Origin of the sequence: Photobacterium sp. Ph5, assembly GCF_022129445.1 — a bacterium.
GTDB lineage: Bacteria > Pseudomonadota > Gammaproteobacteria > Enterobacterales > Vibrionaceae > Photobacterium.
This window is the reverse complement of the sequence record NZ_JADQAQ010000039.1, coordinates 1-16,090: the sequence shown is the minus strand read 5'-3', so window position 1 is coordinate 16,090 and position 16,090 is coordinate 1. Positions and strand designations below refer to the sequence as shown.

Here is a 16,090-nt window from a genome sequence, read left to right as displayed (position 1 = left end):
TTAAATTAACAATAAGTATAGGTCAGCTTTTTACAAAATTAATTATGAGCGATATCTTTAACCGCACGCAGATACGCTTTTTCAGACTCTATATACTCTAAAGATTTTTTTGCTCTTAACCACTCAGAAAACAATAAGTCTCGTTGCATCAATAAGTTATTTATAGAGAATTGATGTTTATCTGACGCTGGATATTTCGTTTGAATACGCTCAATTTCAAATTGAACATGTACTTTATTGCTAATAATTTCTTTATAATTTTGAAAACCAAACTTTTCTAATTGTGGCCAAGCATCATAAAAAGCACTTAGACACTTTTGCTCAATAACCGATAATTCGTCATCCATAATTTTGTACCACGCATAGGACTGTCCTAAGCGCTCATACATAACGCGTTCTCTCTCGGTATAATAAATCGGTATTGTGTTATCCCTAACCTGTTGATCGATGCTTCCCATCACATTCGACTGTGGTTGATATTTCACAAAACTACCCGTGATTAATTTATTACTCGTATTATTCAAATATCGCTACATATCTTTGTCAGTGTAATGACAATTTATCTCATTCAATATGAATTTATTTACATCGGACAGGGATGAAAGCTCGATCATCAAGCCAGAAATAATCGCAACACATCATGTTAAATATTAAACAGTTTTGTACGACAATCTTATTTAACCTTAGATTATGTTTAGTTTGTAATCACTCATTGATGGCATTTTAAACAGCAATGAAAGCGGTGTGTAAATTTTCGTCGAAAAAACGTAACAAGCTAGGTTTTATAAGGGATGAGAGCATTTTTAAGGTATCCTATAGACCCTTTTTTTGCTTGGCGTTAGTAACGACAAGCGAGCAAACGCTCATTACTCAGACTTAATTTATGCTTTACGATCAGAAAAGTCACATCCGCTACCCAAAAGGTTTTTTTGCGATGTGGACAGTTTATAGTTTCACAGGTGCAGCTATTCTCGCCTCTATTATCTTCTCGCTGCTGCTATTCCTTTCCATTGATGACGATCCATTGATGAAATTTCTCTTTGGTGGATTAGCCGTTATCTTTGAATTAGGTAAATTCTTTGCGTGGTATGAAGTTGGCGAGCGAAAAGCACGTCGTAACTATACTGGTACCCTATCAGCTTTTACCTTTTATGCTGTACTTGCCGCAATTTCGATTGGTGGCTCTATTGGTGGTATTAACAGTGCAACGAATAAAGCACAAAGTGAAGTTAATGTTCAGCAAAGCAAAATCAATGCATTTAACATGCAAATTGATGCGATTGAAAAGCAAATTGATCTTAACAATGTCGCTGCTGAAAAATATATTCAAATGGAACGTATTGCTTCAGGTGTATCTCGTATTCAAAAACAGAATGATGAGTTACGCAAACAGCAACAAGCACTTGCAATGCAACGAGACAGTATTCCTGTTGTCAGCCAAGGTTCAGTACTAGGCTTAATCGATAGCCTTGCCGCTACATTAAAGATTTCGCCCCAATCTGCACAGTTAGGCTTAGTGGTTTTTCTTTCTGTATTACTGGATTTCTTTGCTGCATTTTTTGTTGGCTTGATCGGTGAAGAGAATCGTTTCCGTCATCAATATCGCCATAACAAAGTGTTAGAAATGGCTGGATACAATGATTTTGACCAGCCCAAACTGCTAGAGCATTTTGACCCTTCAACAATTGGTACATCCGAAGTTGAAGTACATGAAGCTGAAGAAATTGTGGTTGAACCAGAAAAACCGAAAACGCCTTATGAACAAGCCATTGATGCACTTAGCCACAACAAAGTAAATTGCAGTAAACGTGCTGTGAGTAAGTTTTTAAATATCTCAACCGATGAAGTTGATAGTATTTTCAAACAATTACTAGATGAAGGTATTGTGAGTAAAAAACCAAATAATCACTATCAATGGCATGGTATTACAGCGACTGCTGATTAATCAATATGATCTATTTGCTTTAGAAATAAGCCCGAAATACTCAACTATTTCGGGCTTTTTTTTCACCTAGATGATAATTAATTCTTACTTTGTTACACTTCTTCTATACTTAATTCTATAAAATAAGAAAATGATCACATAACGTGTTATTAATTACAGCTTACACCATTATTCCTCTGTAGAATTCAGCCACATTTACTTTCAATACCCTATTCATGATCCGTATTAAACATTATCAGAAACTGTTATCTCGCACTGTTATCGCAACAGGTATCTTTACCCTTGTAGGTTGTGCTCAACCGTTATCAACAGAAAAGCAAACAAGCTATTCAAATGTTGATAATTTCAATACTAGCCTGTACCAAAGCTCTTTGCCTTATACGAGTGTTCATCCAGATAAAACAGGTTTCTATCCACTTGGTGATGGTCAAGCCGCGTTACTTGCTCGTTTAGCCATTATTGAACATGCACAAAAAACACTGGATGTTCAGTACTATATTTATCGAGATGATGCGACAAGTGGACTATTAACATGGTATTTATACCAAGCAGCTGAGCGTGGTGTACGTGTCCGCTTATTACTTGATGATATGCAAAATCGTGACGATCAGGCATTAGCAAGTCTGTCTGCTCATCCAAATGTTGAAGTCCGTTTATTTAACCCATTTTCAAACCGTACTATCAAGCCATTAAGTTTCTTAACAGACTTTGATCGCTTAAATCGCCGTATGCATAATAAAGCGATTATTGCAGACGGTGTTTTTGCTATTACAGGTGGACGTAATATTGGTGATGAATATTTCTCTGCCAATAGTGATGTAGAATTCGGTGACTTTGATCTTATTATGCTAGGTAAGGTGATCCCACAATTCGCACGTCAATTTGATGAATACTGGAACAGTAAACCTGCAACTCCTATTGAAGCCTTAGTCTCATCAGCGCATGAGCCTACGAAAGAACAACTGGCACAGTGGAAAGATGCCCAGCTTAAGTACATGACGTCAGACTATGCAAGTTCGTTAAAAAACCACCCGATGGTACAACAGTTAATGAACGAAGCATTACCGCTATATTGGACAGATGCAGAACTGCTTTACGATACACCGTATAAAATTGCTAATAGTAAAGATGATTTATTATTACATAAGCTATCAGAGATGATTGCGAAAGCAGAGCATGATTTCTTCTTAGTTTCACCGTATTTTGTACCAACAGAAGAAGGTGCAAAAGAGTTAGCTAAAGCGGCAAAAAATGGCAAAAACATTACTATTGTTACCAATTCATTAGCTTCTAATGACGTTTTTGCTGTACACGGCTGGTATGCTAAATACCGTAAAATCATGCTAGAAGGTGGTGTTAAATTATACGAAGTAAAAGTTGAACCCGGTCATAAAACAAAACACAAATGGCTAAGTCGCTCTCGTACAAGTTTGCACGCGAAAACCTTTATTCTTGATAAATCTAAAATTTTCGTCGGATCATTTAACTTTGATCCACGCTCTGCATACTTAAATACAGAGTTAGGCGTGATTGTTGATTCACCTAAATTCTCGGGTGAAGTTTACAACACGATCAGTAACTCCCTAACTAAAGATGCTTACCGTTTATCATTAGACGAAAATGGTGACATCGTATGGAATGATGATGCAACGGGCAAGCAGTATACATCAGAGCCAGACAGCAGCATTTGGCTTAAAATGGGCGCTTGGGCGGCCGGTGTATTACCGATAGAGAAACAACTATAAATCAGTAAGATAATTATAAAATAGTAACAAAAAAGGCGCTCAATGAGCGCCTTTTTTTAAGCTTAATTTTTCAATTAGCCTTTGTTGCGAAGTGAAGATTTTTTCACTGCATTTTTTTCGATGTACTCAATGATCATGCCAGCAATATCTTTACCTGTCGCTTTCTCTATACCTTCAAGGCCAGGTGAAGAGTTCACTTCCATAACAAGTGGACCACGCTCTGAACGTAACAGGTCAACACCAGCAACACCTAACCCCATAATTTTTGCAGCTGCAACTGCTGTTTTACGTTCTTCAGGTGTGATCTTAACCAGTGCTGCGCTACCACCACGGTGTAGATTTGAGCGGAACTCACCTTCTGCACCTTGACGTTTCATTGCTGCAATCACTTTATCACCAATAACGAAACAACGGATATCTGCACCGCCTGCTTCCTTAATGTATTCTTGAACCATGATATTCGCTTTAAGACCCATGAAAGCTTCAATAACACTTTCAGCGGCTTTACGTGTTTCAGCGAGAACAACACCAATGCCTTGTGTGCCTTCTAATAGCTTAATAACAACTGGCGCACCACCAACCATATCAAGTAAATCTTTAACGTCATCAGGCTTACTTGCAAAACCTGTCACAGGCATACCAATACACTTACGTGACAGTAACTGCATTGAGCGTAGCTTATCACGTGAACGGCTGATAGCGACTGATTCATTAACGGTATACACACCCATCATTTCAAACTGACGCAAAACAGCAGTACCGTAAAACGTTACTGAGGCGCCAATACGTGGAATAATGGCATCAAAGTTCACCAGATCTTCACCTTTAAAGTGGATCTGTGGCTTTTCAGAGTTAATGTTCATGTAGCAACGAAGTGCATCAATCACTTTAATTTCATGACCACGTTGCTCTGCGGCTTCAATAAGACGAGCTGTCGAGTAAAGTGAACGGTTACGAGATAAAATTCCAATTTTCATGACAACTAGCCTTGAGTTTTAATAAGATAAGATGCTTCTGGATCGACAATAATGCGCTCATGCATCGCCGTACGACCTAGTAACATACGGAAAGCCATATTATCGCGGCTTGTTAGCGAGATTTCGATTGGCCATTGTTGACCATTAAAATCAATCGTAGAAACGATAAAGTAGCGCAGCTGTTCATCACCACCAGAGTTTCTAACCACTCGTTTATCTGCCACTTTGGCTTCACAAACTTGCTCTACATCGGTGTTATTGTGTATTGGGTGAATCCAAAACTTAACCCAATCTTCACCGTCACGAGTAAATTCTTCAATTTTGAATGTATGTAGGCACGAACTACGCGCACCAGTATCAATTTTTACATGTATACCATTGATACCAAGATCAGGTAATGCAGCGACTTCACGCCACCCAACAAGAAATTTATTATTTTTATTCACTATTGTATCTTTATTAACCATATTTCCAGCCCAATATACTGTAGTAGCAATAAATCCAATACCTTGAAACGATACTACTACAGTATAGAGAGCATTAACTATCTCTCTGTCATAAATTTTACATTGACAAAATGTTTCATTTATAGCTATCAGAAGAGACACAAATTGCTTATCTCATTGAGCTAAGCTTTTGCGTTCAGGACACCTCGACGTATTTGGTCAAGTTCAATAGATTCAAACAAAGCCTGAAAATTACCTTCACCGAACCCTTGATTGCCTTTACGCTGAATAATTTCGAAAAACACAGGACCAATCACAGTACCCGTGAAAATTTGCAACAAAATACCATGTTCATCGCTATCAATCAGTATTTTGTCACGCTGTAACAATGCGATATTTTCATCGTGACAGTCAATTCTTTTATTTACTAACTCATAATAGGTATCTGGTGTATCCATGAAGATCACACCTGACTGACGGAGTTTTTCTACCGATGAAAGAATGTCATTAGTACTTAAAGCGATGTGCTGAATACCTTCTCCATTATATTGCTTTAAATATTCTGCAATTTGAGAATGTTCATCACTTGATTCATTGATGGGAATGCGGATTTTTCCACAAGGTGATGTCATTGCGCGAGATTTTAAACCAGTTAGTTTCCCTTTAATATCAAAATATTTAATCTGTTTGAAATTTGCAATTTTTTCATAAAAATCAGACCATTTATCCATATTTCCGATAGCAACATTATGGGTAAGATGATCAATCGTTAATAACCCTGTATCTATTGCCGCTAAACGCTGATGGGCATCGAGATAATACTCAAAATCCACGTCGTATATATCATGTTCACCATAACGATCAACAAAATATAATAACGCCCCACCAATACCTTCAATTGCAGGAATATTGAGCTCCATAAACCCAACTTTATTTTCACATCTCGTTGCACCTTGCTCGATAGCATAAGCTAAAGCCTTATTCACATCTTTAACCCGAAATGCCATCGCATTGACACTCGCACCATGCTTCATCGCAAAAGTATTGGCTTGCGAAGCAAACTCACCATTAATAATGAAATTAATGTCTCCCTGACGGTAAAGCCACACCATTTTATGTTTATGTTTCGCTACTTCTGCAAATCCCATTTGTCCAAATAATTTTTTCAGCTTAATAAGCCCAGCCTCTGTTGGGGCTGTGTATTCAACAAATTCAAAACCATCAGTACCTAATGGGTTATATATCTTTGACATACAGCGACTCCTATTAAACTTATTGATCACTCTTTAAGCTTTAGCAGCGCTTTAAAATAACAGGCAGTTTTATCTTTCTTCATTATTGTTTTAATTTTTTCAACCTTGTAACGTACTGTTTCCATAAGATTTACAGCAACAAATAAACCTTATGTTTCAAGCATAAGCCTCCTCTTGTTCTATATTTAGAGTTTAAAGTGAATTTTATTAACTAGGCACTATTATGCATAAACGAGACACTTTTCAGCTTCCCCGAAAAACGTCCGATGTTTATCCAATTATTTCTACATTGCCATTACCTAAAATTATTCGCTCTCACGTATTACAGAACTTCTCTTTTTGTGAAAACTATACAAAAGGGATCATAAAAGATGATGATCCTGAATTTCTTCATCAATACCGCGTTACGATGCGTCGTATACGCGCTATATTGAGCCTTCATCAATCACTGTTCATGCCCAAACAACTAAAAGAAAGTAACTTATCAATCAAACAATTAATGCAATCCACTAATTTACAGCGCGATCTCGATGTTTACCTTATGCAAATGGAACATTACTTTTATTTAATCGAGCATAAGCATCATCAAGGATTGGCACGTTTTTTTGACGACTTACAGCATCAGCGCCAAAAAGCATATAAGAAAAATAAACACTGGTTAAAAAGTGTGGAATATCACGCACAATGTAAGCACATTAGTCTACAGTTAAAGCGACTCTCACCTCGCCAAGAAGCTTTATCTAAAGAACCACAAGAAATGATAAATCCACTATTACTAAGAATAGATAATAGTATCATAACCTTAATGCACTCTATTGATTCAAAAACGTCTGACACGCAATTGCATCGTTTAAGAATTAAATGTAAAAAATTACGTTATGGTTTGGAGTATTACCGTCCATTAACAGAGCAGTTATCTCTTAGTTTGAATATAAAAACATTAAAGTTTCTGCAAGAAAAATTAGGTGATTTCAATGATAGCTCGGTGCAAATTGACTTCCTTCATCACTATTTAGCGCAATATAAAAAAACAGGGAGACGTGCGAAAGCGATTATCTTATTACTTCAAAAAATACAACAAAAGCATTTAGAGAATAAGCAGCACTTGATTGTTGAAATTATCCAATATAATCAAAATACTGCTCATTAGTATCACGATAATAACTTAATAATATCATCTTCTATTGCAAATGGTTTGGTTGTAGGTGCATAGCGTTTAATCGGCTCACCCTCTTTTGAAATCAGAAACTTTGTGAAGTTCCATTTGATATCTTTGCCTAACAGGCCTGGTAATTGTTTCACGAGATAAGAAAACACAGGAGCAGCATCTCGTCCTTTAACTGCTACTTTGCTAAACATCGGAAAGGTTACACCGTAGTTAATTAAACACTCTTGCTTAATTTGACTCTCAGTTCCTGGCTCTTGTCCACCAAACTGATTACATGGAAAACCAAGTATCACTAACCCTTGATCACGATATTTTTCATATAATACCTGTAATGCTTCATATTGAGGAGTAAAGCCACACTCACTAGCTGTATTTACAACGAGTAACACCTTCCCTTCATAATCACTTAATGAAACCACTTCGCCTGAAAGTGCTTTAACATCGAAGTCATAAATTTTTGTCATTCTCATTCCTATTTATTATTACTCGCTAATTGTCCATGTTATTCTGTGACCGTCTTTTTGTACGAAGTTAATAGCATGACAGATCTCAAACACTTATTTTTTTCTCTTGGCCTTGAACAACTTGATTTATCAGAAAAAGAGCAAAATATTATCAATGCCTTTATTCATGAATCAACACCACGGTTTGATGATATTTGTCGCCAGCGTCAAGATAAAGAACCGTTAGCTTTACTATTAGGCTTTATGACGCAGCAATATCAAATTGCATCCTCTCGCTGGGTAGAACAACAGACAGCTTACCATCAAATGCAATCGGTATTTCAATCAACCGTGGGAACTGAACACGCGAGTAAATTTCTTAATCAAGATGCTGATGAATATATGCTTATCACTCTATTATGGTTGCTGGTTCAAGGCGCCAATAGAATTGATTATAGTTATGCCAACGAACAAGCTGAAACGCTGTTAACTCATATAAATGAAGAGACAAAAAAACCGAATAACAGTAAAGAAAATGAACAGCTTCGCCAACGGTTACTGCAAGCATTCTACCAAGGGAAAAATGCGACTCAGCAAAGCCTTTTCACAAAACTAAAACGCATGTTGAAGCTATCGTAGTAACAATAGAAAATGATGGTATGGCTTATCGTGCTAATACGCGAACTTAAACGTAAATAGACTGTCACCTAATAATATGAATATTTTTTCTAAGTTGATGAAATAGATTCGTTATTTTACCGTTCTATATGATCACAAAGATCATAATATACAACTTATATGCCCATTATCGTTGCAATGACACGTGCATTGTTAAAACGGAGTTCTAGATTGAAAAAATTATACCTCAATACTTATTTCGTCTGTGCCATGCTCGGCGCATTACTCAGTATCACTTTTTCCAGTCAAACCTTCGCGGCTACTGAGATTTCAACGGGATGGGTAACAAACCCGCAGCATCCCCCTGTACAAGTTAGATTAGTGCTAACGGGGGAAAAAGATCTTGCTAACCATACCGTTCAAGGACTGCTAGAAGTTAAACTTGATAAAGATTGGAAAACCTATTGGCGATCGCCTGGTGAAGGTGGTGTAGCGCCATCTATAAACTGGGATATGTCTAGTAATGTAGAAAGTGTTGATTGGCAATGGCCAATGCCAAAACGTTATGAGTTTCTTGGGGTTGAAACGCTTGGCTATAAACATGATGTTATTTTCCCACTTTCAATTCATATAAAAGACATGAATAAGCCTGTGTTTCTCGCAGGTAAATTAACCATGTCTTCCTGTACCAGTATTTGTGTGCTTACCGATTATGAATTAGCCCTTGATTTTAATCCTGATAAACTCAACGTATCTACCGATGCAATGTTTTTATACAACAAAGGTTATAGCCAAGTCCCTAAATCATCTCAAGCAGTGACACTGGATACCGTCTCTTATGATAAGAACAATAAAGCGATTACAGTTGTTGCAACTAATAAAGCGGGCTGGGTAAAACCTGATGTGTTGATTGATGGACCTAATAAAGCGGTTAAGGACACCTCTTTCTTAGCCCCTAATGTTACGATTAAAGATCAAACTCTGTATGCAGTATTACCTGTAACTAGCTGGTTTGGTACACCAAAGCTTGTTGGCGAACCACTTCAAATCACAATCGGTGATAATGATCTCGCCGTCGAGATCCCAGCAACAGCAACTGATACCCCCGTGGTTGTGCCGAGTTCTAATAATAACTTATTAGAAATTATTGGCATTGCACTATTGGGTGGTTTAATTCTTAACATCATGCCATGTGTATTACCGGTATTAGGAATGAAGTTAAGTAGCGTCATTTCAGCAAAAGGCTTAGAAAAACGTCAAATTAGGACTCAATTTATTGCTTCTGCCGCAGGAATTATTACATCATTTTGGCTATTGGCTGGCTTTTTAGCATTAATGAAATTATCTGGTCAAGCACTCGGCTGGGGAATCCAATTCCAAAGTCCTTGGTTTATTGGTGCTATGATTGCGATCACCGCCCTTTTTGGCGCAAATATGCTAGGTTTATTTGAAATTCGCCTATCAAGTAACACCAATACTTGGATGGCAACCAAAGGCGATAACTCACACCTTGGTCACTTTATTCAAGGTATGTTTGCTACCCTGCTCGCAACGCCATGTAGCGCCCCATTCTTAGGCACAGCTGTCGCATTCGCATTAGGTGCTAGTTATGTGACACTCTTTGCCATTTTCACCGCATTAGCGATAGGTATGGCTGCACCATGGTTGCTCATTGCTCTCTTCCCACAATTGGCAAACGCATTACCAAAACCTGGTTTATGGATGGATCGTGTTAAAACGCTGTTTGGTTTGATGATGCTTGCCACCAGTATTTGGCTATTAAGCTTAATGACTAGCTTCTTTAGTGCAACTGTTGTTTGGATTATTGGTCTACTCATTATGCTCGTTATCTTATGGCAATTAGGTCGTAAGAAAGGACGCAAAGCCGTTATCATCACAACTGCAGTTCTTCTTCTGGGTGTTGCTGGTAGCCTTATCGTAGGTAGCTTAACCTCAAACCATTGGGCAAAGCCGCTAGCCGATGACCACCACTGGGAAACACTAAACGTTGATAACATTGCAAAACAAGTCGCTGAAGGAAAAACAGTCTTTGTTGATGTGACAGCTGAATGGTGTATCACTTGTAAAGCCAATAAAGTCGGTGTGTTATTGCAAGAGCCCGTATATTCGGCCTTATCTGCAGATAACATCGAGTTAATGCGCGGTGATTGGACGAAACCATCAGACTACGTGACAGGCTTCCTGCAATCTCATGGACGCTTTGGTGTGCCATTTAATATTGTATATGGTCCTAATGCTCCACAGGGGATTCCATTACCTGTAATTTTAACAAGTGACGAAGTACTTAACGCAATTAAAAAAGCAAGTAAGGAATAACATAAATGGCAGGGAGATTTGCTCAAGGATGGCTTAAAAATATACTGATCATAGCTATAATAGTGACGGTGGTAAGTATTGCTGTTGATATATGGAGAAATAAAGATCTCACGGTTTCGGTTGCTCACCATTCGGTAGAAAAAACAATTAACCAGCATGATGTTGATTGGCTAACCAGTAGTTATCAACAACCCGTTATTCTTTATTTATGGGCAACATGGTGTCCAAGTTGCCGATTTGTAAGTCCATCAATCAATTGGCTACAGCAATATCAAAGTGATCTGAATATAAAAGTATTTAGTATCGCTATTCGTTCTGGCGATGATCGTTTGTTGCAAGCATACATGAATAGTAAAGAATATCGCTTCCCTGTCATTAATGATCAAAATGGTCATATCAGCCAACAATTAGGGATAAGTGTCACACCGACTATTCTTATTGTTAAAAATGGAAAAGTATTTAATTCCACGACAGGTGTTACTACTCCTATAGGTTTATTAGCAAGAACAGTGGCAGCAAAGTACTTATAAATAAAAAGCCCAGCTAAATTTAGCTGGGCTTTTTAATATTCAAGTATGATTATGATTTTGGCATGCGTCTAATTTGCCAAAAGTGTCGCTTCCAATAAGGGTTATCTAAACGTGAAATCATCACACCTTTTGATTGTGATGCGTGCATAAATTCAGAGTTGCCTAAGTATATCCCAACATGACGTGTATTTCGTCCTGTACGGAAAAAGACTAAATCCCCTTCTTTTGCACTATTGCGAGAAACTTTACGCCCCTTTTTAACCAATTGTAATGTTGTGCGCGGTAACATCATTTGGTAAACGCTAGAGTAACCAACTTGCACAAACGCCGAACAATCAATCCCCTTCTTGGTTGTTCCACCAAGGCGATAAGGTGTTCCTTTCCATGAATGGTAAATACCATCAAACATACCTGTATCTACAGAAGCGTTCTTCTTTAAGCCTTCTTTCAACATATCATTGCTAAATGCAATTTCTTTACCTACTGTCGTTGTTTCAGTAGGTTTATTGTTTGATGTTTTATCATTTACAGAGTCAGTCGAAGAACACCCAATCATTGACACAAGCGCCAATGCAACTAATGCGTATTTATTATATTTAAATCCGTTCTTCAAAATTTACCCTGTACTCATTACTTGATAATAATTTTATTGATTATGGCCTAAAATAATATCAATAATAGGGACGAAGTGCACACTATCACGATAAATTTGACATATTTCCAACAATAGTAATTGTAATATTTTAAAGTTAGATACAAAACACTGAATGTATATACTCAACAATATGACATCAATAACACTGTGCAATTATAAACAACATTATCAACAAGAATTGTCTCAGCTTTATTATGACGCGATAACAAAGCTTGCTCCCGCTTATTATAATCAGCAGCAAATTAAATTATGGGCTGATTACCCCCGCAAATACCCAGAGGAATTTGCTGAATTATTGATGCAAGGCAATGTGATTATGGCGCTAAATAATAAAGGGACAGTGATTGGATTCGGTCAACTTAATCCTCAAAGTTATGTTTCACTACTCTATGTTAAGCCTCAATATCACCGTTTAGGCGTAGCAAGTACTATTTACAAACACCTAGAACAGTTAGCATATATCACTCATCAAACAACATTGAGCGTTACAGCCAGTAAGCTATCGCAACCACTATTTGAAAAGTTAGGTTTTGAATTGATAGATACTGAAATCGTAATTCGCACCGATATCCAATTCGAACGTTATAATATGGTCAAATTATTATAAAAATAAACAAAAAAAAAGCTTACTGTTAAGTAAGCTCAAAAATCTATACAACAGAAGAGATAATAGCTACGCCTATAACGTATTGATTATCTATATATAATTCTTACTTTTATCCTTTTGAAGATCCAGTCATTTACTTATCTATAAATACATATGCGATTATCTTCACATCAGACCTGAAAATGTAATTGTCAATTCTATTAACAAGCAGTAAATCATCTGACCAGATACTGTATATTTTTATAAACAGTGATAGCTCACTATAAAATGTTATATTTTTATAAACAGTGATAGCTCACTATAAAATGTTATATTTTTGTAAAAAGACACTACCGCATCAATTACTATTTAGGTAATGTATGCACATGCCGTTAGGCAACATGACTTAAACAGCATAAGGAGTATACGTGCTGGCTTTTTTTAGAATTATTATCGCAATCTTTTTCATTATAATAACAACCTGTTGTGCATTACTTTACTGTCTTGTTAACCGACCGCGTGCACCTAAACATGTCTACACATTCTGTCGTTGGTTTAACCAATTGCAAAAAATCACAGGTGTTCGTGTTGAACAACGCGGGCTTCATAACAGCACTAATATTGCTAATGCCGTCTATATTTCAAATCACCAAAGTGTTTATGACTTTGTTACTACCCCTGGTATGTTACAGCCGAATACCGTTTCATTAGGAAAAAAGAGCTTATTGTGGATCCCTTTCTTTGGGCAACTATATTGGGTCACTGGCAATATCTTGATAGATCGTGAAAATAAAGCCAAAGCACGTAATACCATTCAGCAAGTTGCTGATGCTATCCATCAAAGAAATTTATCTGTATGGGTTTACCCTGAAGGAACTCGAAGCAAAGGACGTGGATTACTACCTTTTAAGACAGGCGCTTTTAGAATGGCAATTGAGTCAGGGGTACCTATTATTCCTGTCGTGATCAGTACGACACATAATAAGATTAATTTAAATAGGCTTGATAACGGTACTGTCATCGCTGAAATGCTAGCTCCAATTGACACTCAAGCATTTAAGTCTACTGATGCAAGGAAACTGGCAGAAAAATGTCATCAACTTATGGCTGCAAAGATCACCCAACTTGATAATGAATTAGCGCAAAACTCTTATTTAACGAGTGAAGAAACATCAAAAGAAAATAAAGCCTAAAATAATCACACCCAATGAAAGTCATTGGGTGTGATTTTTATCAACAATCTAAAGCTTAGATGTAAAGCTTAGATGTAAAGCTTAGCAACATCGCTAGGCTCAACTTCAACACCTTCAAGACTTTCATTCCAGTTCAAGCCAACAAGAACACCGTCTTCAGCAAGTGTGATCATCCAATCTTCTAAGAAAATATCTAATGGCAATTCACTTGGTTGGAACTCAGCCCACTCATCAGCACATTGCGCTTTCGCATCTTCTTCATTTGACCAGAATGGCATTACTTCCGAATCTTCAAACTCAGATGAAGCAACAGATAGCCAATCACCTTCTTCATTACGAAGGCTCCAAACAATACGTGTATTTTGTGTTTCTTCAACAAACATTAATTTGTTAGCTTGGATATCTGACGTTAATTTAGTCATCTATTTTCTCTCAGTTGTAAACCTAAATGGCAAGCAACCATAGCTTATATCACCACAGCACTCTAACCCATGAAGTTTAACAAAAAACAGAATAAACAGTGATTAAATATTGTTTATATTTTTATACTGTAAAAAGATAAAATAATATTGACATATACTCGCCCAGTGACAGAATGTCGAGATTATCGTCTAGGTTCATTCTGTTCCACACGATATAGCAAAATCTTGCTAACACACTACATCGAATATTTACACTTTACTGTTAGGTCTATCAATGCAATCTCGTCGTGCTGGAAATATGCTGGCGGCTTTTTCTTTTGTACTTTGGGGAATTCTTCCTCTGTATTATCAGTTCTTACCGCAAGCAAATACTAATGAATTACTCGCACTAAGACTTATTTTTTCAGTGCCTGTTATGTTGCTCGTCATGCAACTACTTAAACGCCCTTTACCTAACATTAAAGTGCTATTATCAGATAAGAAATCATTTTTAATGTGTGGTGTTGCGGGTTGTATCATGAGTGTTTCTTGGTATGCTTTTACCTGGGCGATCACCCATGGCGAAGTACTTGCCGCTAGCCTCGGTTATTTTATTAACCCATTATTTGCCATTGCCTTAGGCATGTTTTTCTTAAGTGAAAAGCTCACTAAAGCACAAGTTATCGCTGTCGTTCTAGCAATATTAGGCATTGCTTATCAAGTTTGGCAATACGGTGAATTACCTTGGTTATCCCTTCTTATGGGAAGTTTTTTTGCTATCTATGGATTAACAAAAAAATATATAAAATATGACGCATTAACCTCAGTTACTATTGAAGCAGCAATCCTTACTCCTTTTGCTGTAATTTATATGCTGTGGCTATACTTCTCGGGCGATAGTGTGTCATTGACATCAGGTACTACTACATTTCTATTATATGTAGGATCGGCACCTGTCACTGTAGCTCCTTTAATTTTCTTCGCTTTAGCACTGAATCGCACAAGCTTAACGATGGTTGGGTTAATGCAATATATTGAGCCAACATTACAGTTCTTATTAGCTGTATTCTTGTTTGGTGAAGTGTTTGATCATACTAAGGCGATCAGTTTTAGCCTTATTTGGGCCGGTTTGATCTTTTGCACTCTTGAAGCATTATTACCCAACTTATTTCATAAAAAACGTAAAGTCGCACTGCCTCATTAATCGTTATTTAAATGCAAACACCGTGCGTTGTACGGTGTTTTTGTTTATCCTTCAATTATTGCTCACTAAGAACATTTTATCATGCCATCAAACCCATCTACAAAATCTGAGCTACACCAACTACAAGAACAACTCCGCCAATTTTCAATACAGCGCAATTGGGATCAATTCCATAGCCCTAAAAACTTGGTAATGGCATTAAGCGGCGAAGTGGGAGAGTTAACCGAGATATTCCAATGGTTAACACCAGAGCAAAGCCAACACCTTTCAGTAGAAAAAAAGCGACAATTAGAAGAAGAAATTGCGGATGTGATGATGTATCTGGTTCGATTAGCGGATAAATGCGACGTAGATATTTTAGAAGCTTGCCAGAGAAAGATAATCAAAAATGCTGACAAATACCCAATAGATAAGTGTTATGGATCAGCGAAAAAATATAATGAGCTATAACTGCGATAAGTAAAATCAAAAAAGCTGGCGATTATAGCCTAATGCCGTTCGGATAAGCATCATCGTTTGTACCTAAACGGGTACTTGGATGGCACAAAGAGGACTGAACGTGGAAACGTTCGGTCCTTTCTTTTGTCCG

Annotated in this window: 17 protein-coding genes; 10 read left to right on the top strand and 7 right to left on the bottom strand. The window is 37.2% G+C overall.

What is annotated here, in order from left to right:
* Positions 1–38 precede the first annotated feature (38 nt).
* A complete protein-coding gene (locus I3259_RS14665) occupies positions 39–347 on the bottom strand; it encodes a hypothetical protein (protein ID WP_238030296.1) in 309 nt (102 codons plus the stop codon).
* A 587-nt stretch (positions 348–934) separates the two neighbouring features.
* Between I3259_RS14665 and I3259_RS14660 the strand changes: the two genes are divergently transcribed.
* Both I3259_RS14660 and I3259_RS14655 read left to right on the top strand, forming a co-directional pair.
* Positions 935–1,945, top strand: coding sequence for a Preprotein translocase subunit SecY (locus I3259_RS14660; RefSeq protein WP_238030295.1), 1,011 nt, complete (start codon positions 935–937; stop codon positions 1,943–1,945).
* A 215-nt stretch (positions 1,946–2,160) separates the two neighbouring features.
* A complete protein-coding gene (locus tag I3259_RS14655) occupies positions 2,161–3,690 on the top strand; it encodes a phospholipase D family protein (RefSeq protein WP_238030294.1) in 1,530 nt (509 codons plus the stop codon).
* A gap of 74 nt (positions 3,691–3,764) precedes the next feature.
* On the opposite strand, the gene rimK is transcribed toward I3259_RS14655, so the two are convergent.
* From rimK to hppD, 3 genes are all read right to left on the bottom strand, one after another.
* On the bottom strand, positions 3,765–4,667 hold the full coding sequence (gene rimK, locus I3259_RS14650) for a 30S ribosomal protein S6--L-glutamate ligase (protein ID WP_238030293.1): 903 nt from the start codon (positions 4,665–4,667) through the stop codon (positions 3,765–3,767).
* 5 nt (positions 4,668–4,672) lie between these two features.
* A complete protein-coding gene (locus I3259_RS14645; protein ID WP_238030292.1) occupies positions 4,673–5,134 on the bottom strand; it encodes an ATP-dependent zinc protease in 462 nt (153 codons plus the stop codon).
* A 161-nt stretch (positions 5,135–5,295) separates the two neighbouring features.
* Positions 5,296–6,366, bottom strand: coding sequence for a 4-hydroxyphenylpyruvate dioxygenase (gene hppD, locus I3259_RS14640; RefSeq protein ID WP_238030291.1), 1,071 nt, complete (start codon positions 6,364–6,366; stop codon positions 5,296–5,298).
* 223 nt (positions 6,367–6,589) lie between these two features.
* Here hppD and I3259_RS14635 point away from each other — a divergent pair, with 223 nt between their 5' ends.
* The gene (locus I3259_RS14635; protein ID WP_238030290.1) at positions 6,590–7,516 is read left to right on the top strand and encodes a CHAD domain-containing protein; all 927 of its coding nucleotides are present in this window, start codon (positions 6,590–6,592) and stop codon (positions 7,514–7,516) included.
* Between the two features lie 2 nt (positions 7,517–7,518).
* On the opposite strand, the gene I3259_RS14630 is transcribed toward I3259_RS14635, so the two are convergent.
* Positions 7,519–7,998 (bottom strand): glutathione peroxidase, encoded by a 480-nt coding sequence (locus tag I3259_RS14630; protein WP_238030289.1) that lies wholly within the window; start codon positions 7,996–7,998, stop codon positions 7,519–7,521.
* Positions 7,999–8,073: 75 nt separating this feature from the next.
* Here I3259_RS14630 and I3259_RS14625 point away from each other — a divergent pair, with 75 nt between their 5' ends.
* The 3 genes from I3259_RS14625 to I3259_RS14615 all read left to right on the top strand — a co-directional run bounded on the left by I3259_RS14625 (position 8,074) and on the right by I3259_RS14615 (position 11,462).
* The gene (locus I3259_RS14625; RefSeq protein ID WP_238030288.1) at positions 8,074–8,616 is read left to right on the top strand and encodes a hypothetical protein; all 543 of its coding nucleotides are present in this window, start codon (positions 8,074–8,076) and stop codon (positions 8,614–8,616) included.
* 210 nt (positions 8,617–8,826) lie between these two features.
* On the top strand, positions 8,827–10,932 hold the full coding sequence (locus I3259_RS14620; RefSeq protein ID WP_238030287.1) for a protein-disulfide reductase DsbD domain-containing protein: 2,106 nt from the start codon (positions 8,827–8,829) through the stop codon (positions 10,930–10,932).
* Between the two features lie 5 nt (positions 10,933–10,937).
* Positions 10,938–11,462 carry a protein disulfide oxidoreductase gene (locus I3259_RS14615; protein WP_238030286.1) on the top strand — a complete coding sequence of 175 codons (525 nt, stop codon included), beginning with the start codon at positions 10,938–10,940 and terminating at the stop codon, positions 11,460–11,462.
* Between the two features lie 49 nt (positions 11,463–11,511).
* Here I3259_RS14615 and I3259_RS14610 read toward each other — a convergent pair whose 3' ends face one another.
* Positions 11,512–12,018 carry an NlpC/P60 family protein gene (locus I3259_RS14610; RefSeq protein ID WP_238030325.1) on the bottom strand — a complete coding sequence of 169 codons (507 nt, stop codon included), beginning with the start codon at positions 12,016–12,018 and terminating at the stop codon, positions 11,512–11,514.
* Between the two features lie 229 nt (positions 12,019–12,247).
* Between I3259_RS14610 and I3259_RS14605 the strand changes: the two genes are divergently transcribed.
* Entirely contained in the window at positions 12,248–12,724 is a 477-nt protein-coding gene (locus I3259_RS14605; RefSeq protein ID WP_238030285.1) for a GNAT family N-acetyltransferase, read from the top strand.
* A gap of 407 nt (positions 12,725–13,131) precedes the next feature.
* Positions 13,132–13,896 carry a 1-acylglycerol-3-phosphate O-acyltransferase gene (locus I3259_RS14600; protein WP_238030284.1) on the top strand — a complete coding sequence of 255 codons (765 nt, stop codon included), beginning with the start codon at positions 13,132–13,134 and terminating at the stop codon, positions 13,894–13,896.
* Positions 13,897–13,964: 68 nt separating this feature from the next.
* Here the strand turns inward: I3259_RS14600 and I3259_RS14595 are convergent, their stop codons facing one another.
* A complete protein-coding gene (locus tag I3259_RS14595; protein ID WP_006644976.1) occupies positions 13,965–14,318 on the bottom strand; it encodes a DUF2750 domain-containing protein in 354 nt (117 codons plus the stop codon).
* Between the two features lie 274 nt (positions 14,319–14,592).
* Between I3259_RS14595 and rarD the strand changes: the two genes are divergently transcribed.
* A complete protein-coding gene (rarD, locus tag I3259_RS14590; RefSeq protein ID WP_238030283.1) occupies positions 14,593–15,501 on the top strand; it encodes an EamA family transporter RarD in 909 nt (302 codons plus the stop codon).
* 81 nt (positions 15,502–15,582) lie between these two features.
* On the top strand, positions 15,583–15,951 hold the full coding sequence (locus I3259_RS14585) for a nucleotide pyrophosphohydrolase (protein WP_238030282.1): 369 nt from the start codon (positions 15,583–15,585) through the stop codon (positions 15,949–15,951).
* Positions 15,952–16,090: the final 139 nt, after the last annotated feature.